The organism is Sivoneniella epilithica UHCC 1019 (assembly GCF_040830845.1).
GTDB lineage: Bacteria > Cyanobacteriota > Cyanobacteriia > Leptolyngbyales > Leptolyngbyaceae > ULC077BIN1.
Window position 1 is genome coordinate 40,882 of the sequence record NZ_JBFPDP010000012.1, and the last position, 19,089, is coordinate 59,970.

Below are 19,089 nucleotides of genomic sequence, written 5' to 3' on the forward strand. Positions count from 1 at the left end.
TTGTATGTTCTCCTCGCTTAGCCAAGTGCAAGTGTGCGAGCCAGGAAGAATGCCCAGGTGGTCACAATTCCGCCTAATAAGTAGTGAGCAACGCCAACTGCCCGACCCTGAATAATACTCAGTGCGCGAGGTTGGATTGCAGGAGCCACTTTCAGCTTGTTGTGTGCCCAAACAATCGACTCAATTAATTCTTGCCAGTAGCCGCGACCACTGAACAAGAACATCAGACTGAATGCCCATACGAAGTGAGCACCCAAAAACAGAAGACCGTAAGCAGACAGGGCAGATCCATAAGAGGTGATCACCTGAGCTGCTTGTGCCCACATGAAGTCACGTAACCAACCATTGATAGTAATTGCGCTTTGAGCAAAATTACCACCCGCGATATGAGCTACGGAACCATCCGCGTTCAGAGTTCCCCACACATCCGATTGCATTTTCCAACTAAAGTGAAAAATTACAACAGAAATGCAGTTATACATCCAGAACAAGCCAAGGAAAACGTGATCCCAGCCTGAAACTTGGCAAGTACCACCGCGTCCGGGTCCATCGCAAGGGAAACGGAATCCAAGGTTTGCTTTATCTGGAACTAGGCGAGAGCTACGAGCAAACAGCACACCCTTCAGCAAGATCAACACGGTGACGTGGATTGTGAAGGCGTGAATATGGTGAACCATGAAGTCTGCTGTGCCCAAGGCGATCGGCATCATTGCCACCTTACTGCCTACCGCAACGATGCCACCGCCAAATGCATAACTAGCAGGAGCTAGGGCATTGGGGGCAGTAGCGCCAGGTGCAACAGTATGAAGGTTTTGAACCCATTGAGCAAAGATGGGCTGTAGCTGAATTGCAGTGTCGGAGAACATATCTTGGGGACGACCTAATGCACGCATGGTGTCATTGTGGACATACAAACCAAAGCTATGGAAGCCCAAGAAAATGCAGACCCAGTTTAGGTGAGAAATGATGGCATCTCTATGACGCAGCATGTTATCTAGAACGTTGCCACGATTTACAGCGGGATCGTAATCACGCACCATAAAGATGGCACCGTGAGCGGCTCCGCCAACAATCATGAATGCCCCAATCCACATGTGGTGTGTGAACAGCGATATCTGAGTTGCGTAGTCGGTTGCCATATAGGGATAGGGCGGCATGGCATACATATGCTGAGCAACGATGATGCTCACAGAGCCACCGATTGCCAGGTTAATTGCCAGTTGTGCATGCCAGGAGGTGGTCAAAACCTCATAGAGACCTTTGTGACCCTCACCCGTGATCATGATGGGATCTTTATGAGCTTCTAAGATCTCTTTGATGCTGTGACCGATACCCCAGTTGGTTCGGTACATGTGACCTGCCACAATGAACATCACCGCGATCGCTAAGTGATGGTGGGCACTATCAGTCAACCAAAGTCCACCAGTAACTGGGTTCAAGCCTCCCTTGAAAGTAAGGAAGTCTGAATAAGCACCCCAGTTTAGGGTGAAGAAAGGGGTTAATCCTTGAGCAAAGCTCGGATAGATGTCTGCCATCAGCTTGGAGTTCAGGATGAACTCATGAGGCAGAGGAATATCTTTTGCTGCAACACCTCTATCTAGTAGCTCGTTAATTGGCAAGGAAACGTGGATCTGGTGACCTGCCCAGCCCAGTGACCCCAAACCAAACAAACCAGCTAGATGATGGTTAAGCATCGACTCAGCATTTTGGAACCACTCCAACTTGGGTGCTGCCTTGTGGTAATGGAACCACCCTGCAAACAGCATCAAGCCTGCCATCACTAAACCGCCGATCGCGGTGCAGTAAAGCTGGAAGCTATTCGTAAAGCCAGAAGCTCGCCACAGATAAAACAGCCCAGAAGTAATCTGGATTCCGTGGAAACCACCGCCAACATCGGCATTCAAAATTTCTTGACCCACGATTGGCCACACAACCTGAGCGCTAGGTTTAATAACGGTCGGGTTAGTTAACCAAGCTTCATAGTTTGAAAATTTTGCGCCATGAAAATACATGCCACTGAGCCAGATGAAAACAACGGCTAAATGACCAAAGTGAGCGCTAAAGATCTTACGGGATACGTCTTCTAAATCGGAAGTATGGCTATCAAAGTCGTGAGCGAGAGCATGAAGATTCCAAATCCAGGTGGTAGTTTTGGGTCCTCTGGCAAGGGTGCGGTCAAAGTGACCCGGTTGTGACCACTTCTCAAAAGAAGTAGGAACCGGATCTCTATCGACAACAACTCTCACTTTTGCTTCTCGCTGTGGGGTAGTTGTCATTGAGACTCTCCTCTCTCTAGACAAGGCAACGAGGAATCCCCCCTTAATAGACTGGCTCTGATGGCTCTGCGTTTCGCTCCTTAAGTTCACCAAGACAGAAACTTTATCAACACCAAGTCTAGGAGACAGGATTGGGGAAGTTCCGATGCATGGCTTTTTGGAGAGAACAACTCGGCATCACTTCGAGAGATTCGAGGGAATCAGAGCGACTTTTGCTAGTTGAACCTTGGAAAAGTCCAAAAAGCAGAGTGGAAGCCTAATCGGGGTTCTCATCGTGACATTATAGGATCGCTGCTGACCCGATTGTACGGGGTTAACAATAATTAAAAACCGCTCAAGTGCAGATGTAGCTTAGGTTGCATATCCAGGAATCACTGCGAAAGTCAAGACCTATGGTAACGAGGTTAAGCAAAAGAGACGCTATTAAATACTGTGAAATTCATATACAGCAGAGGATTAAGCGATTTTCTGAAAGTAAGGATAAGTTCAAAGTTGGGTTTGATCTATGTAAACGGTAAGAATCTCCTATCCATCCTTAATTTGCTTGATGGGTATGGCATTGAGGGCGATCGCTGTACTTCAAAGCAGCTAAAGGAGGGTTTCAAACTCAGGCATTAGCTTTACTAAAGTTTACTTCTACTGACAAAGCATGACAAATTTGAGGTCTAGTCGTTGTAAATTTTGCATCTTAAAACTTCTTATTAAGCAACAAATTGCGATCGCTTTCTCTACCCATCGTGTGATACCAATTCTTGTCAAGCCAGTGAATTCACCCGTAGACTCTCTATATCTAGTATCTATATGTAGATAGTCTGTCCTGCATTCCGCTATAGTTCCCTATGAAAAGGCGCAAGGAGTAGAGTGCTGGTGCTTGGATTTAACTGGGGCAAATTTAACTGGGGTAGTGTTATTAACGCTTTAACTGCGTTGATCTTGGTGTTGCTGTTTTCACTGACTGCGATCGCTGCACCCCATGCATTAGCAGCCCGTGCTAAGAAAACGGCACCTGATGCAGCCAAAACAGAAAAAGCAGCAGGTCAGCTAATAGAAGTAGCTCCTCCTGGCGCAATTCAGAACCTGAGACCATCTTTAGACGGGTATCAACCCCAAGTTTTTATCTTGAGTCCTAAACCAAACCAAATTCTGGACGATGACAAACTATCTGTTCAGTTTCAGGTCAAAGATTTGCCCATCTTCAAAAACGCTGCATTAGGACTAGGCAATCATCTCCATGTGTTTTTAGATAACCAAACTTATCAAGCGGTTTACGATACGAGCAAACCCATCATTTTTGATCATCTTGCCCCCGGAACCCATACGATTCGAGCCTTTGCTTCCCGTCCTTGGCATGAAAGCTTTAAAAACGAGGGTGCCTTCGCTCAGACCACCTTTCACATTTTCACCAAAACTCAAGACAATAGCCCAAGCTCCACTTTGCCTTTGCTCACCTACAGCCGTCCGCAAGGCTCCTATGGCGCAGAGCCAATCATGGTGGATTTTTATCTAACTAATGCACCTTTACACCTAATTGCCCGTGAATCTAAAAAAGATGACATTGCCGATTGGCGAATTCGCTGCACTGTGAACGGCAGCAGTTTCATCTTGGATCAATGGCAACCTATTTATCTCAAAGGGTTTAAACCTGGCAAAAATTGGGTACAGCTAGAGTTTTTAGACGAAAATGGCGACCCGGTAAAAAACACGTTTAATAACACGGCGCGTGTGATTACCTATGAACCTGGCGGTCAGGATACGTTGGCTAAACTGGTGCGCGGAGAGATTTTGACAGCCGACGCTCAGGGAATTGTCGATCCAAATTACAAATCCCCGGCACCGATGCGATCGCCCATCGCCAAACCCACTCCCGCCCCGATCACAACTCATGAACCGCAAACCAAAGCTCCAAAAGAGTTAGTTAAGCCCTCTCCCAAGCCATTGGTTTCGCCACCTACAGCACCGACAGTTAAGCCAACGCCTATTCCTGAGCAGAAGCCGATGCTCAAAGACTCCACTCAATCGGAGCCAGCCAATTCTAGTCAATCTGTTCGCTCTGATGAACCTGTTAAAACGGTTGCCCCGCGTTTAATCACTCCTGAATCACCCGTAAAGTTGCTAGAAAAAGAGCCTGCGCCTTCAAACACTCCTGAGACACCAAACATTCCTAAACCACTACAATCGCCACAGGATGCCGTGCCGCAAAAAGACCTGCGATCGCAGGTCAGCGAAAAAACCGCTCAATTAAAATCAGGGTTTACATCCCAACTGAATCAACTACGGCAGCGGCTACGTCGGGATACTTCCATCGTCAGCCCTCAACCCCCACCTTCTCCAAAGGCTTCTGTAGAGGTTCCTGTGATGAAAACGCCCAAAACGCCCTCAGTTAGAATAGAGCAAAAGTTAGAGCAACCTAAAATTCCAGAACAACCCACATTGGTCAGTCCTTAAAACAACAGCTTATTTTGCTCTTATAGCGGGACGAGGCAAAGTCAAGACAACAGCTAGCCGTTACTCAAGGATCTTTGTGTTCTACCCCATTCATCCGTTGCCACATCTTTCAGGAGGTCTGCAAAATGATTACAATTCGTCCCGCTCAAGCACGAGGGGCGGTAAATGTTGGCTGGCTCGACAGTCGGCACACGTTTTCCTTTGGAGAGTATTATGACCCTCAACACATGGGTTTTGCGACGTTGCGGGTGATTAACGAAGATAAAGTTATCCCCGGCAAAGGGTTTCCAACTCACGGACATCGTGACATGGAAATTATTACCTATGTTTTGTCAGGTGCCTTAGAACATAAAGACAGCATTGGTACGGGGTCAATTATTCGACCGGGCGACGTTCAGCGAATGTCGGCTGGAACAGGCATTCGTCACAGTGAGTTTAATGCTTCTAGCACCGAGCCAGTTCACCTGTTACAAATTTGGATGTTGCCAGACCAAACGGGCATTGAACCCAGCTATGAGCAAAAGACCTTTACCGAGGCTGAAAAGCGTGGCACTTTACGGCTGGTTGGATCTCGTGATGGACGCGATCGCTCGATTACGATTCATCAAGATGTAGACTTATATGCCGCTGTTTTAGAAAAAGGGGACACGGTAAACCATGAGTTAGTAGCAGGACGGGTCGCTTGGTTGCAAGTGGCGCGGGGTGAAGTGCAATTGAACGATCGCCCCTTGGCAGCAGGCGATGGAGCCGCGATCGCTCAGGAATCGTTACTGTGGCTAGAGGCGATCGCCCCGGCTGAGGTGCTTCTGTTTGATATGGCGGCGTAGGTGTTGACTTGCCGAAGACTTGCGAAAAACTTGCCGAAGACTTGCCTAAAACTCGCGGCGGGAAAAAAGCAACGTGGCGATCGCCAGTAGCAAAATGATGTAAAGCATCCCGTAGCCTGTATTCAGCAGCAGGGTATTCAACGGCGGCAGCACCCCATAGACTGCCTGATTTTTTAAGTCGAGTCGCGATAAGTCGGGTAGGACTAGGTATAGATTGCGGGTGATAGCGGTAACCGTGGCATCTTTACTTTGCGCCCCTAAGGTAACCAAATTGGCGCTAAAGCTGCCCATGAGAAAAACCATGAAGGTGAGCAGCGTGGCGAGAAGGGAGCCAGTGAATACTCCAAAAGCGATAGCGATCGCAGTGATGAGAGACAACTGCAACCAAAGAAACAACGACGAAACCCAAAGACTAGGCAGTGGATAAGCGACTTGATTAAACGCCAGTAACGCCATAAAAATTGCGGTCATTGCTGCCACTAGCACCGCTAGCACCGCCGTTAACCCTAAATGCTTACCCACAATAAATTCGGTGCGGCTAATTGGTTTTGCCATCAGCACTAGCACCGTGCGTTTTTCGATTTCTTTATTCACTAAACCTGTACCAACAAAAATAGCCACCACTAACCCCAGTAGGTGCATGGCTGCCAACCCTAAATCTAAAATGATTTTGTCTTCTGTTGTGGCTGCAACTTCGGGCAGTAAGCGAAAACAGACACCCAGAAATAGAGCAAATAGCCCAATCAGATATAAGACGCGATCGCGAATCACTTCTCGAAATACATTCGACGCAATTACAAATACTCTGCCAATGTTCATCCGGTCAACCCCTCACAACCATTCAGCCTTTCAATTCACTGTGCCATATCTGGCTGTCCCTTAATCCGTTTTGTTACTGGCTCACAAGACACGGTGGCGGTATCAACCTGTGTATTTGGAGAAGCACTTCCCACGGGCGACAAGGTTTGCCACGGCGTGCGATCAACTGGCACCCCTTGCGAAATTTGACAGGTTTTTGCCAGGTGATACCCCAAGTTATCGGAAGATGGACCTTTCCAGACTGCAAACAGTTGCACATTATACTCGCCCGGTAAAACCCGCCCTTCAACTTGCCAATAAGCATTCTCTGCTTTAGGTGGGAGTCGGTCAATAATTTGCTCATTCAAATCACGGATGCGATCGTCAAAATTCAATAGCCACCGTTCAACCTGTGACCATGATTGTCCTTGCAATGAGTCTTTTAATGCAGTTTCTGCTTGTCTCAAAATATCAAAGCCTTGAGAAACAGCACTCTCGTTTGATGGGGTTTTGACGACAAAAGAACTATTGGTTAAATCGTCTGCCTGAAAGCTAGGATATTGCGCCAACCAGACCTGAGTTGAATAACAAAGCTGAATCCAGCAGCTTAGCAATAGGTTAAACAGCACCATAATAATCAAATCTTGCCGCACCGGAGGATCAGGCACTTTATAAGCAGGACCCGATTTAATAAATTTTGGTAGTGCCGCAATAATGGCAGAAACAATGGGCCAGCTTATTACCATAATGCCAGGTAAACTTTCTGGAGTTGCAAATAAGAAAAAGCAAATTAAGGCACCCGTAATCCAAGGAGCAATCAAGATTTTTTCGATAGTGAGAAACTCTTTAATTTTCTTCTCTTCATGCATCAACCAATGAATACCTGGAATGAGCAGAAGCCATCCACAAAAAGCGATAAAGCTTTGAACAAATGATCGGGTCGGCAAGGACATTGCCCAAGAGAAAACGCTTAGCCAAATGAGTGTTTTTGCAGAATCCCACTTTTTAGGAATAATTAGCTTGAAAATATCTTGAAAGATTTTACGAAGCTCTTCAAAAAGTGTTTTAATTGCCAAAAAGTTAAAGGCAAATAATCCCAAAGGGGCAACCAGCAGTAGGGCGATCGCCAATAGCGCCAAGGGAACCAAGGCTGGAGGAATGAAAGAGATAAACTGTCTAAAAAAATCAAGCATTTTGGTATAAAACGCTAGCGAATTCTTTCAACCGAACGAACAATAAGCAGAAACAATATTGCACTAAAGCTATAAGCATTTGCGACTAGAACAGCATACGCTCGACTATTCGACTTAAATAGGATACCTTGCTGCCGCAAACGCGATGTGCGGGATTCTTCTCTAGTCAGTAGAGTGTCTTCTGTCTTAATTTTTCCTAATAAAAGGTCTAGCAGTTCCAAGCTTTTAAGCTCTAAAAAAAAGACACCCATAAATACAGATAATCCTGAAAGGGCTAGCAAAGGCGCAATACTAGGTGCCCAAGGATTGATAAAAAACCGTTCAAAAAAAAAGTAGCTAATCAGTTGCTCTTTTAAAGGCTGGGGTAAAAGTGTTTGCACATTAAAAAAGATTAACCAGCCGATAAAAGTAGAAAACAGGTTAACCGATGCCGCATAGCGAACACTCGTTTTATAATCGAAACCGAGTCGCCTGAAGTAAATGATCGCCTCTAGCGCGATCGCAATCAACAAAAACAACCCTTGAAACGCGATCGCCCGCAGCGGCAAAACTCCAAAATTCATACCTATCACCAGCCCCCAACGTTTTGGAAAAGATCAACCCCTGCTTTGCATCCTATTCTATGCAGTCATTAGCAGAGAGGAATTTTGAGTTTTATAGCAAGTGGCGAAAATGGCGAGTGGCGGATAGAGTTGATCAGTCAGTTTCTGCTCTCTATACCCGAACCCTAAACCCCAAACCCCGAACCCGCCCCCTGCACAAGATATTTCAATTGAAGAGTTAGTTTAAAGATTATTGAAGGAACTATAGAAATGTCACATTTTTATCACTTTTTTCCAGGTGTTTCTTCTCAAACTAAAGGCATTTCTTTTAGTACAACCATCCATGTATAACCCAGCAACCTTTACCCTCAGTGACATGACAGAATGCGGTGTGGCTCTTCGCAAGCTGGGCACAGGTGCAGACAGCATGGAGGAAGTGGCAGACCGGATTGTCAATTATTTCTATGATCAGTTTATTGATTTATCGAATGGCGCAAGTGCGTTTACGTTGGTTCGCTTTTTCAAAACTCATCCATTTGGTGACTTGCCCCGAGATCTACAAATCTACGCTCAAACGATGCTGAATCAGCAAGCGGTTCCACCTGCAACCAAGTGTTTGACCTTGCTGGCGACCCAGGGCGATCGCGTTGAGTGGCGATCGCGACAGACATCCGTTGGACATCAAGCCATTCCTTTGATTAGTGAACAGTTGGTTGCCCAATCGCCAATGATTTCTCAACTGATTGCTCAGTTTGAGTTACCCATTCATGCTGTGTTAGATCCTGACCCAACGCTGATAGTCGATTTGGAGCAAAAAACATTTAACGTGTTCCATGTGTTGGATGCCGTCAACAGTCCATATGTGCCAGCCCAACAGGAGTTTGTTGTGCCGTTAGAAGTGCGATCGGTGTTGGGTTTTGGGGGAATGCTGCCTTCAGGGAATCTGATTGCCATTATTGTGTTCTCGAAGGTGCCAATTTCACGGGAAACTGCGGACATGTTTAAGACATTGGCGTTGAATGTAAAACTGGCAGTGTTGCCGTTTGATCGGGGTGCGGTGTTTGATCAACAACTTTTAATCAGTCATTAAGTTCAGTAGTGTGTGCATCATTCGCGATCGCCCAGTTAAGGATAGAACTATTCCATGAGCGCAGACAATCTGGCTGTGAATGAGCGAACTGTAAACCCAGAAGTAGAGCAGCTAAAAGCTCAGGTTAGTGCTTTAAAAGAATTACTCGAAGTCTATGAGCAAGAAACGTTAGACAAATCACGGCATCTAGAAAAAGCGCTGAAACAGTTAGCCTATTCAGAAGATGCGCTGCGGGTGCTGAAGTCCATTTTGGGCAGTATGGGGGATGGCGTAGTCGTGGTTGATGAAACTGGAAAGTTTTTGTTTCTCAACCCAGATGCTCAACAGGTTTTAGGCATCGCTCCGACTCATACTTCGTTACAGGATTGGACTGAGGCTGGCGGCGTTTCTCAAGCAATCTATCTGGCGGATGCCAAAACACCCTGCTCCATTGAGGAGTTTCCTTTACTGCAAGCCATGGGCGGCAAACGGATTGACCGGGCTGAAATCTTGGTTCATCCAGCCCATGATCCAGATGGCACTTGGCTGAGTGTGACGGCGCGATCGCTCAAAGATGACTACGACAACCAAAAGGGAGCCGTAGCGGTTTTCCACGATATTACCTCCCTAAAACTGACTGAAACAGCCCTCCGTACTTCCGAAGCACAATCGCGACAGCAAGCCGAAACACTGACGCAAACGCTGATCGAGTTGGGAAAAACCCAAGCGCAACTGGTGCAGACTGAAAAAATGTCGAGTTTGGGTCAATTGGTCGCTGGCGTTGCCCATGAAATCAACAATCCAGTTAATTTCATCTATGGCAATATTTTTCCTGCCGAAGGCTATATTCGAGATTTATTCAGATTGCTGCATCTTTATCAGCAGCATTATCCTGTACCTGCACCCGAAATTCAGGCTGAAATTGAAACCGCCGAGCTGGAATTTGTGCAGCGAGATTTATTAGATTTGCTGCGATCGCTCAAAATGGGTGCCGAGCGAATTCGGCAAATTGTACTGTCACTCCGCAACTTTTCTCGGCTAGACGAAGCCGCCATGAAGCCCGTCAACATCCATGAAGGCATCGACAACACGCTGCTCATTTTGCAAAATCGGCTAAAAGCGAAAGGCAGCCAGCCCGATATTGAAGTGATTAAACAGTATGGCGATTTGCCCCTTGTGGAATGCTATGCAGGGCAACTCAACCAGGTATTTATGAACGTTTTAAGCAATGCGATTGATGCGTTAGAAGAAAATTCGGAGTGCGGAATGGAGCGTGTAGAGCGATCGCCGCGATCGCCGTACCCTGTATCTCATGCTTCTAATCTGCTGATCACCATTCGGACTGAGCAAATCGCCCCAAACCAGGTTGCCATCTCGATTCACAACAATGGAGACAGTATTGATGAGAGCCTGCGCGATCGCCTATTTGATCCATTTTTTACGACTAAACCGGTTGGACAGGGCACCGGATTAGGGCTTTACATCAGCTATCAAATCGTCACCGATACTCACGGCGGCAGGCTCAAATGTTGCTCTCTGCCGGGGCAGGGAGTGGAGTTTCGGATTGAGATTCCCATCTGCCAACCTGCCACCACAAAATGATCACTATGATCAGTTAGTCAAAAAATGCGTTTTAGATCTCGCTTCATCGCAAGCAGCAGTAAAATCACTCGCAGGTATCCTGATGTCTAAGTTTTTGGTGTCGCAATATCAAACCAAGATCGAAAAGCTGATTCAGCATGGCGGCTCCAAAAATGAGGCTTCGATTCGGCGGGCATTTGAGAATCTGCTGGATGAGTATTGCAAAACCAAAAACTATGAACTGATTGCCGAACTGGAGTATTCGACGAAAAGCGGCAAGATAGTCAAGCCCGATGGCACGGTGAAAGATGCGATTCGGATGGCGATCGGGTATTGGGAAAGCAAAGACCAGTACGACAATTTGGATGACGAAATTGAGAAAAAGTTTGCCAAGGGTTACCCCAACGACAACATCATTTTTGAGGATTCGCAGTCAGCCGTTTTATATCAGAACGGGGAGGAAGTGCTGCGCGTATCAATGCAAGATGTGGATGCCCTCGATCGCCTGCTGACCCAATTTATCCACTACGATCGCCCAGAAGTGCGCGATTTTCGGGCGGCGATCGCCCAATTTAAGGAAGACGTGCCCGACATTTTGGAAGCACTTCGCAGCACAATTCAGGCGCAGGAAGACAGCAACGAGCCGTTTAAGCAAAAGCGCGACCAGTTTTGGAAGATTTGTCAGGCATCGATTAATCCTGAAATTAGCGCCTTTGATATTCAAGAAATGCTGATTCAGCATATTTTGACTGAGGATATTTTTCTCAACATTTTTGGCGAGTCGCAGTTTCACCAAGAAAACAACATTGCCTCAGAATTACAAGCCGTTGTCCAAACCTTTTTTAAGGGAAACATTAAGCGCGATACCCGCGATCGCACCAACCATTTTTATGCCGTCATTCATCGCGCAGCGGCGAGTATTGCCAACCATCACGAAAAGCAAAAATTTCTCAAAGTCATCTACGAAAATTTTTATAAAGCCTACAATCCAAAAGCAGCAGATCGCTTGGGAATTGTCTATACGCCCAACGAAATTGTTCGCTTCATGATCGAAAGCGCCGATTATTTAACCCATAAACATTTTGGCAAACTGTTAGCCGATCCAGGTGTGGAAATTCTTGACCCGGCAACCGGAACCGGAACGTTTATTACCGAGTTGATTGAATATTTGCCAGCCCACAAACTGGAATATAAATACAAAAACGAAATTCACTGTAACGAAGTGGCAATTTTGCCCTATTACGTTGCCAACTTAAATATTGAGTTGACCTATAAACAAAAGATGGGCAAATACGAAGAGTTTCAAAATATTTGCTTTGTCGATACGTTGGATCACACCAGTTTTGAAGGCAAGCAAGGTGATTTATTTGCGTTGAGCGTGGAGAATACATCACGGATCAAACGACAAAACGATCGCACTATTTCTGTCATTCTTGGCAACCCACCCTACAACGCTCACCAGGAAAATTTCAATCAGCGTAATTCTAACCGTCCTTATAAAAATGTTGATAAAGCAATCAAAGAGTCTTACATCAAAGAGGGGACAGCGCAAAATCAAATTGTTGTCTACGATATGTATACTCGCTTCCTTCGATGGGCAAGCGATCGCTTAGGGGAAAATGGCGTGATTGCCTTCATCACCAATCGGTCGTTTATTGAATCTAAAACGTTTGATGGTTTTCGTAAGTGTGTCGATCGCGAGTTTGATTATATTTACATTGTGGATACGCAATCGGATGTGAGAAACAATCCCAAAATCTCAGGTACGAAAAACAACGTATTTGGTATCCAAACTGGCATTGCTGTAATGTTTCTAGTGAGAGTTAAAAAGGAGAATAAATCATGACAACAGAAACTGCTATTTTGAAAAATATTGAGAAACTTCCTGAATCAATTAAGCAATCCGTATTGCTTTACACTAGTTTTTTGGTTAGTCAATATGCAGAAAAAAAGCCTGAAGAAGCTGTATCTAAAACCGAGATTGAAAAAAAATATGGCTATGGAAGCTTAGCTGGAAAAATTTTTATGTCTGATAATTTTGATGAGCCGCTAGAAGACTTAAAAGACTATATGTAGTATGAAAAAGCTTTTAGACACTCATGCGTTTATCTGGTACGTGATGGGTGATCCAAGTTTAAGTAATCAGGCTAGAGAGATTATTGATTCTAGGGCGGAGTTAAGTTTTAGTATTGCTAGTTTATGGGAAATTTCAATCAAAATAAATATTGGCAAACTTCAGCTTAATTGTTCCTATGATGATTTACTAACTCGCCTAGCATTTATTAATGCTGAGATCTTACTTATCACTATTGAAGATACTCAAACGTACATCAATCTACCTTTATCATCAAATCATCGCGATCCATTTGATCGAATGTTAGTGAGTCAAGCGATCAATTACTCGCTAGTTTTAGTCAGCAAAGATTCTAAACTTGACGCTTATCCAATTCAACGAATTTGGGCATGAAGAAAGCGAAAATCTTTTACTTTACACTGCAAGATGAGCAGACAAAAGCAGAAAAGCTTGCCTGGTTTAAACGGGCGAAGTTTGAAAAGATCCCGTTTGAGCAAATCACGCCAGATAAGAAAGCAAATTGGATTAATTTAAGCGATAACGATTTTGATCATCTTTTGCCATTAATTGATAAAGAAGTAAAAGATGGTAAATCTAAGCAGGCAATCTTTATTTTATTTTCTAGAGGTGTGGAAACAACGAGAGATGAATGGGTTTATGACTTCTCTCAAGCAAATATTAGAAATAAAATCAAGTTTTTTATAGAAAATTATAATAAAAGTATTACTGATGAAAAAAGCTGTGATTCCATTAAATGGAGTTCTTCTCTAACAGAATATGCAAATAGTAAAATCAATATTCTTTACCAAGCAAAGTTAATAATAAAAGCACTTTATAGACCATATTCATCACAATATTTTTACTCTGAAAAACTTACTAGTCAGCGTCTTACAAAAAATCACTACGAGATTTATGGTTCCGACTTGAATCGAGAGAATTCTCTGATTGGATTTATGGGACAATCTGCGGGTAAACCATTTGCTGTAATTGCAACAAATCTAATTCCTGATTTGAATTGTATTAGCCCCGCGTCCGGTGGAACACAATGTCTTCCTCTTTATCGCTACGAAAAAGATGGAACTCGCATTGATAACATTACCGACTGGGGATTAAATCAATTTCAAACTCACTACAGCACTCTTGAAATTACCAAACTTGATATTTTCCATTACGTTTATGCGGTTCTTCATCATCCTGCTTACCGCAGTAAATACGAATTCAACCTCAAACGCGAGTTTCCCCGGATTCCGTTTTATGAAAACTTTCAACAATGGGCAAATTGGGGTAAACAATTGATGGATTTACACATCAACTTTGAGGACGTTGAACTCTATGATCTAGAGCGCATTGGTGAAGGGGTAATAGACGAAACTCACGCTACAATTCAAGCTTCTTTGTTAGATGAAAACTCCAATACACAAACAATTATCCCTAACCAAGCAACCCCTAAATGCAAACTCAAAGCCGATAAAGTGGCAGGAACAATTGAGTTGGATAGTGTGACTAGCTTAAGCGGCATTCCCGCGATCGCGTGGGATTATAAACTTGGCAATCGTTCCGCCTTAGAGTGGATTTTAGATCAATACAAAGAAAAGAAACCTAAAGATCCAACGATCGCTAAACTGTTCAATACCTATCGCTTTGCCGACTACAAAGAACACGTCATTGAACTATTGCAAAAGGTTTGCACCGTCAGCGTAGAAACTATGAAAGTTATTCAACAAATGCCCGACACTTGATAGAAAATCACTGTTGAGACTTCAGCCAAAGTTAATCCGCAGCAGGGATAGATCATCATCCAGCGATTCGTTAGGGCTAAGGGTTTTGACGTGATTTAACACATAGTTGAGTCCTTGATCCGCGATCGTCCGGCGATGATCACTCAGCAGCGCAATAAATCCATCTAACCCCCAGATATCCCCATCGGGCTGCATAATTTCATAAATGCCATCGCTAAAAATATAGAGAGTGCTAGCCAGATCAATATCGCAGCGTTGATTGCTAAATTTTGTGTCTGGCATCATGCCAATCGGCAAACTAATGGTTTTAAGCTGCTTCACTTCAGTATCGTCGGGATTCGTGTTGGAAATTAGCAAGGCTGGAGGGTGCCCAGCGCTAGAGTAAACTAACTGGCGTTTTGCCTGGTTGTAAACTCCATACCAAATCGTAAAATATTTATCGTTTTGGTCATCCATTTGAAACGCTTCGTTTAAGGCGCGCAATACATGGTTTGGTTGATAAAAATTTACCCCGTCCATCGATTGCGATCGCAGCAAATTTAAGACCGAAATCGACGGTAACGCCGCCCCCAACCCATGTCCCGACACATCTAATAAATAAATCGCCAAATAATCTGGATCAAGCCAGTAATAATCAAAACAATCCCCGCCCAACTGCCGAGAAGGAATAAAGCGCGAGTCAATATTCACTTTGCCATCTAGGGGAGCCGGAAGCAGCGATCGCACATATCCCGCTGCCTCCACCAGTTCTGCCTCCAGCATTTGTTTTTGCTCTTGCAGTGCTTGATAAACTCGATTCAGCCGCAATCCTGCCCGCACCCGTGCCCTCAACTCGTCTGGATCGACGGGCTTTGCCAAAAAATCATCCGCCCCGCTATCCAAGCCTAAAATCCGATCTTCGACGCTTCCCCGAACCGTGAGTAAAATAAGAAAAATCATCGAAAGTTCTGGATCAGCTTTCAGCTTGCGACATACCTCCAGTCCATCCATGCGGGGCATCATCCAATCGCAAATAATCAGCGCCGGACGAAATGACTCCGCCTGCTTCACGCCCTCTTCACCGTCATTCGCGATCACAACTTCATATCCTTGCTCTTCAAGGATTCTTCCTAAAAAGACTTGAGCGATCGGATCATCTTCAATAATGAGAATTCTTGTTGCAAAATTAGACATAGAAACACAGATACCGTGCAGGATAGTCAGGGAATACTTGTCTTCAAAGGAATGACTAAGGAGTTTTAACTTAGTGAAGCGATTAAATCGTCAAGGATCAACCATACACTAGGATGGAAGGCTAGAGAGTCAGGGGCTATAGTTCAGATATCTGCCATTTTCTGACTATTTCATCAAACCATTCTTCCAGTTTATTAGGACTACACTGGTGACACTTTTCAGAGCCTCAACATTGCAACCACTCCATCGAGCATTCCTTCAAGTTAATACAGATCTTGACGCGCTTGCTCAAGTGCTTGAGTGGTTTGACCAATTTAATCATCCTCCAATTCATTCCCAAGCTTGGATGCAGTGCCAATTGGCAGTAGCCGAAGGATTTACGAATGCAGTGCGTCATGCTCATCGTAATTTATCTACGGAAACTTTGATTGATTTAGAAGTACAAGTGTTTGAAGATAGTATTGAAATTCGGATTTGGGATCAAGGCGCACCGTTCGATTTGGAAAAGCGACTCCAAGACATGCCGCATGAATGGGATACGGAGGCAGAAGGTGGACGGGGACTAAGATTAATGCAGCGAATCTCAGATATTCTCACCTATACCCGGATGCCGGATGCTCGCAACTGTTTGTTGATTTTGAAGAAAGTTTAAAAACAAGAGCAAGCACAAGACCGAATAACAATTACTGCAAGTCTTCAATCTGAAGCCGTCCTTAAAATCAAGCGGGTGCGATGGGTTTTGAGGAGGTATAGCGGTTGATTTGCGACTTGTTCCAGCATCCGAAGCAGCGCATCGGGACGTAGTAGTGTGCCATCATTGCGGCAGCTACCGACATATTTTAGGGAAAAGTGAGAAGAGAAAGGGAAGGAGCCAGCCGAGGCAATGAGTTCTAGATGAAATAGACGATCGCGCAAATTCACGGCACGAGTTTTCCCAGATTTAGTCGTCTGCTCTATCCAAATCTCTGGGCTGTTCAACACCGCTTCAACCCAAGTTTGACAGGTTGCCAAATTGATAGGGGTTTCCTTATCATCGGCAAGACCCACCGTGATTTCATATTCTGCTTGCTCAAGTAACTGAGTTGCAGCAGGCGCACTCAGGCTAATTTGCTCCACGCGATAAATCGGCATATTTGCTGGAAGTTGGGCGGCTAACTTTGCTTGAAACACCTCCAGATCCATCGACTGAGTTAGCTCAAAATCTACAATTTCACCAGAACTGGTCACCCCCAACGGTAGCGCATTGGCAGGAATAATCCGAGGACCAGGATGAAACCCGCCGGTAAACGTGATGGGTAAAGCGGCTCGTCGGGCGGCGCGATCGTAGAGCCGCATTAAATCTAAATGGCTGACTAATGCCATGTCGCCCTGTTTGCCTAACCACACCCGCACTCGTTGAACCCGCTGCTGATTGGGTACAAACTGCCCCACAAATTTAGGAATGGCAGGGGGCGGCACAACAACGTTATGTCCAAAATCGACGCTACATACGCCGCAGTGAGAACAGCCTTCAAAGGAACAATCTGGCACAGTGGCAGCGGCTAGTGCCCGTTGCAAATCATCGATTAGCCACTGTTTATCGATGCCTGTATCAAGATGATCCCATGGTAAAGGAGCGGTGTAGAAGGAAGCAGAATCTAAGGTGGGCGATGTTGAAACAGGCTGAGGGTCGGATTGATCAAAAATATTCCATTCTCCGTTCTCAACCTGACGATATTTCCAGGTCAATCCCGATTCCGCGATCGCCTGTGACCAAGCGCCATAGGCACGCTCTAAGCTTTCCCACCAGGCATCCATGCCAGCGCCCAGTTGCCACGCCCGGAGAATGACCGGGGCTAAACGGCGATCTCCCCGCCCAACAAAATCTTCCATTGCCGAAATGCGAACATCGGTAAAGTTGACTTTCAATCCCCGATTATGGCGAAATTCTGATTTTAGGAGTGCCTGCTTACGCGCAAACTCCGCCGCAGAAACCGAATGCCACTGGAAGGGCGTGTGAGGTTTTGGCGTAAAGTTGGAAATCGTAATATTGAAATTAAGCGACTTTCTCCCGTGAGATCGACATTCTTGCTGAAGCCAGCGCACTGTCTCCGCAATCCCTATCACATCGACATCCGTTTCGCCCGGTAACCCAATCATGAAATAGAGTTTGACCCGATCCCATCCTTGCTCGTGAGCCGTTTTGATGCCCCGCAGCAATTCTTCATTAGTCAACCCTTTATTCACAATGTCTCGTAGGCGTTGGGTGCCAGCTTCGGGGGCAAAGGTGAGTCCGCCTTGGCGAGTGCCCCCTAGGATATTGGCAATATTTTCGTCAAAGCGATCAACGCGCTGACTCGGTAACGCAAGGGAAATATTTTCATCCTTCAGTCGATTTTTGATTTCTACGCCCACGGCAGGCAACGCTAAGTAATCGGAACAACTGAGGGACAGCAGCGAAAATTCGTTATATCCCGTTGCCCGCATTCCTTGCTCGATCGCTTCAATCACCGCTTCCGGCTCCACATCTCGTGCTGGACGGGTCAGCATTCCAGGTTGACAAAAGCGACATCCCCGCGTACAACCCCGGCGAATTTCAATCACCAGGCGATCGTGAACCGTTTCCACATAGGGCACTAGCCCAATGGAATAAGCAGGCATGGGTGTAGCCACTCGCCGTAGAATTCGGGTCGGCACATCTGCCCGGTTGGGCTGCACGGAACCATCCGCCGCCAAGTCATAAAACTGTGGCACGTATACGCCAGGCACTTGAGCCAAATCCAGCAGCAACTCTTCCCGGCTAAGCTTGGCGAGTTTGCCTTCTTCAACCACTAAGCCAATTTCGGGTAGAAGTTCTTCACCATCGCCCAGCGCAATAAAGTCAAAGAAATCGGCATAGGGTTCAGGGTTTGATGTGGCAGTTTGTCCCCCGGCAAAAATCAGCGGATAGCTGCCTGTTTCAACATTCCACACGCCGGGAGCACTACGGTCTTTGGCAGTGAGGGGAATGCCAGCCAAATCCAGCATTTCTAAGATGTTGGTTGCGCCCAACTCATAGCTGAGGCTGAATCCTAAGATATCAAACTGGCTGAGTGCTTGGCGCGATTCGACTGCAAATAATGGCGTTTGCGTAGTGCGGAGTTTGGTGATGAAATCAGCGGCAGGCAGATAGGCGCGATCGCACAACTGACGAGGCTGAGCATTCAAAATGCTGTATAAAATAATGTGCCCTAGGTTGGAAGCCCCTACCTCATACACTTCGGGATAGGTCAATGCCCAGCGCACTGTGGCTTCATCCCACGATTTGTGTATGGCACCAAGCTCGTTGCCTAAATAACGCGCGGGTCGAAGAATATCTGAAGTCAATAACGGTTCGACTGCGATCGCCACAAG

At 45.6% G+C, this 19,089-nt stretch carries 15 protein-coding genes; 9 read left to right on the top strand and 6 right to left on the bottom strand.

Translation table 11 applies throughout. The features are described 5' to 3' along the window. Positions 1-17 precede the first annotated feature (17 nt). Positions 18-2,276: a photosystem I core protein PsaA gene (gene psaA / locus AB3R30_RS09775; protein ID WP_458648990.1), complete on the bottom strand. Its 2,259-nt coding sequence runs from the start codon at positions 2,274-2,276 to the stop codon at positions 18-20. A gap of 867 nt (positions 2,277-3,143) precedes the next feature. On the opposite strand from psaA, the gene AB3R30_RS09780 reads away from it, so the two are divergent. Both AB3R30_RS09780 and AB3R30_RS09785 read left to right on the top strand, forming a co-directional pair. Then, the gene (locus tag AB3R30_RS09780) at positions 3,144-4,721 is read left to right on the top strand and encodes a hypothetical protein (protein WP_458648991.1); all 1,578 of its coding nucleotides are present in this window, start codon (positions 3,144-3,146) and stop codon (positions 4,719-4,721) included. Positions 4,722-4,846: 125 nt separating this feature from the next. Further along, positions 4,847-5,548 (top strand): pirin family protein, encoded by a 702-nt coding sequence (locus tag AB3R30_RS09785; protein WP_458648992.1) that lies wholly within the window; start codon positions 4,847-4,849, stop codon positions 5,546-5,548. 45 nt (positions 5,549-5,593) lie between these two features. Here AB3R30_RS09785 and AB3R30_RS09790 read toward each other — a convergent pair whose 3' ends face one another. The 3 genes from AB3R30_RS09790 to fraC are packed head-to-tail and all read right to left on the bottom strand — an operon-like array spanning position 5,594 to position 8,102. Beyond that, the gene (locus AB3R30_RS09790) at positions 5,594-6,367 is read right to left on the bottom strand and encodes an ABC transporter permease (RefSeq protein ID WP_458648993.1); all 774 of its coding nucleotides are present in this window, start codon (positions 6,365-6,367) and stop codon (positions 5,594-5,596) included. Positions 6,368-6,402: 35 nt separating this feature from the next. Beyond that, positions 6,403-7,539 (bottom strand): DUF5357 family protein, encoded by a 1,137-nt coding sequence (locus tag AB3R30_RS09795; protein ID WP_458648994.1) that lies wholly within the window; start codon positions 7,537-7,539, stop codon positions 6,403-6,405. A gap of 14 nt (positions 7,540-7,553) precedes the next feature. Further along, the gene (gene fraC / locus AB3R30_RS09800) at positions 7,554-8,102 is read right to left on the bottom strand and encodes a filament integrity protein FraC (RefSeq protein WP_458648995.1); all 549 of its coding nucleotides are present in this window, start codon (positions 8,100-8,102) and stop codon (positions 7,554-7,556) included. A gap of 322 nt (positions 8,103-8,424) precedes the next feature. On the opposite strand from fraC, the gene AB3R30_RS09805 reads away from it, so the two are divergent. The 6 genes from AB3R30_RS09805 to AB3R30_RS09830 all read left to right on the top strand — a co-directional run bounded on the left by AB3R30_RS09805 (position 8,425) and on the right by AB3R30_RS09830 (position 14,544). Beyond that, complete coding sequence (locus tag AB3R30_RS09805; protein ID WP_458648996.1) at positions 8,425-9,171, top strand: hypothetical protein; 747 nt, start codon at positions 8,425-8,427, stop codon at positions 9,169-9,171. Between the two features lie 54 nt (positions 9,172-9,225). Further along, positions 9,226-10,752, top strand: a complete 1,527-nt coding sequence (locus AB3R30_RS09810) for a PAS domain-containing sensor histidine kinase (RefSeq protein ID WP_458648997.1) — start codon at positions 9,226-9,228, stop codon at positions 10,750-10,752. 82 nt (positions 10,753-10,834) lie between these two features. Then, positions 10,835-12,577, top strand: a complete 1,743-nt coding sequence (locus AB3R30_RS09815) for an N-6 DNA methylase (protein WP_458648998.1) — start codon at positions 10,835-10,837, stop codon at positions 12,575-12,577. Then, positions 12,574-12,807: a type II toxin-antitoxin system VapB family antitoxin gene (gene vapB / locus AB3R30_RS09820; protein ID WP_458648999.1), complete on the top strand. Its 234-nt coding sequence runs from the start codon at positions 12,574-12,576 to the stop codon at positions 12,805-12,807. The genes AB3R30_RS09815 and vapB overlap by 4 nt, the downstream gene beginning before the upstream one ends. Before the next feature lies 1 nt (position 12,808). After that, complete coding sequence (locus AB3R30_RS09825; protein WP_458649000.1) at positions 12,809-13,198, top strand: type II toxin-antitoxin system VapC family toxin; 390 nt, start codon at positions 12,809-12,811, stop codon at positions 13,196-13,198. After that, the gene (locus AB3R30_RS09830) at positions 13,195-14,544 is read left to right on the top strand and encodes a type ISP restriction/modification enzyme (RefSeq protein WP_458649001.1); all 1,350 of its coding nucleotides are present in this window, start codon (positions 13,195-13,197) and stop codon (positions 14,542-14,544) included. Before AB3R30_RS09825 ends, AB3R30_RS09830 begins: the two co-directional genes overlap by 4 nt. Positions 14,545-14,565: 21 nt before the next feature. On the opposite strand, the gene AB3R30_RS09835 is transcribed toward AB3R30_RS09830, so the two are convergent. Next, positions 14,566-15,717: a PP2C family protein-serine/threonine phosphatase gene (locus AB3R30_RS09835; RefSeq protein ID WP_458649002.1), complete on the bottom strand. Its 1,152-nt coding sequence runs from the start codon at positions 15,715-15,717 to the stop codon at positions 14,566-14,568. A gap of 208 nt (positions 15,718-15,925) precedes the next feature. Between AB3R30_RS09835 and AB3R30_RS09840 the strand changes: the two genes are divergently transcribed. Next, positions 15,926-16,369: an ATP-binding protein gene (locus AB3R30_RS09840; RefSeq protein WP_458649003.1), complete on the top strand. Its 444-nt coding sequence runs from the start codon at positions 15,926-15,928 to the stop codon at positions 16,367-16,369. Between the two features lie 44 nt (positions 16,370-16,413). Here AB3R30_RS09840 and AB3R30_RS09845 read toward each other — a convergent pair whose 3' ends face one another. Then, the gene (locus AB3R30_RS09845) at positions 16,414-19,086 is read right to left on the bottom strand and encodes a TIGR03960 family B12-binding radical SAM protein (RefSeq protein WP_458649004.1); all 2,673 of its coding nucleotides are present in this window, start codon (positions 19,084-19,086) and stop codon (positions 16,414-16,416) included. Positions 19,087-19,089: the final 3 nt, after the last annotated feature.

Bases quoted from the DNA above. Each gene is read 5' to 3' on its own strand.
- AB3R30_RS09825 (WP_458649000.1), top strand. From the start codon at position 12,809: ATGAAAAAGCTTTTAGACACTCATGCGTTTATCTGGTACGTGATGGGT.
- AB3R30_RS09810 (WP_458648997.1), top strand. From the start codon at position 9,226: ATGAGCGCAGACAATCTGGCTGTGAATGAGCGAACTGTAAACCCAGAA.
- psaA (WP_458648990.1), bottom strand. From the start codon at position 2,276: ATGACAACTACCCCACAGCGAGAAGCAAAAGTGAGAGTTGTTGTCGAT.
- AB3R30_RS09790 (WP_458648993.1), bottom strand. From the start codon at position 6,367: ATGAACATTGGCAGAGTATTTGTAATTGCGTCGAATGTATTTCGAGAA.
- fraC (WP_458648995.1), bottom strand. From the start codon at position 8,102: ATGAATTTTGGAGTTTTGCCGCTGCGGGCGATCGCGTTTCAAGGGTTG.
- AB3R30_RS09785 (WP_458648992.1), top strand. From the start codon at position 4,847: ATGATTACAATTCGTCCCGCTCAAGCACGAGGGGCGGTAAATGTTGGC.
- vapB (WP_458648999.1), top strand. From the start codon at position 12,574: ATGACAACAGAAACTGCTATTTTGAAAAATATTGAGAAACTTCCTGAA.
- AB3R30_RS09805 (WP_458648996.1), top strand. From the start codon at position 8,425: ATGTATAACCCAGCAACCTTTACCCTCAGTGACATGACAGAATGCGGT.
- AB3R30_RS09815 (WP_458648998.1), top strand. From the start codon at position 10,835: ATGTCTAAGTTTTTGGTGTCGCAATATCAAACCAAGATCGAAAAGCTG.
- AB3R30_RS09835 (WP_458649002.1), bottom strand. From the start codon at position 15,717: ATGTCTAATTTTGCAACAAGAATTCTCATTATTGAAGATGATCCGATC.
- AB3R30_RS09795 (WP_458648994.1), bottom strand. From the start codon at position 7,539: ATGCTTGATTTTTTTAGACAGTTTATCTCTTTCATTCCTCCAGCCTTG.
- AB3R30_RS09830 (WP_458649001.1), top strand. From the start codon at position 13,195: ATGAAGAAAGCGAAAATCTTTTACTTTACACTGCAAGATGAGCAGACA.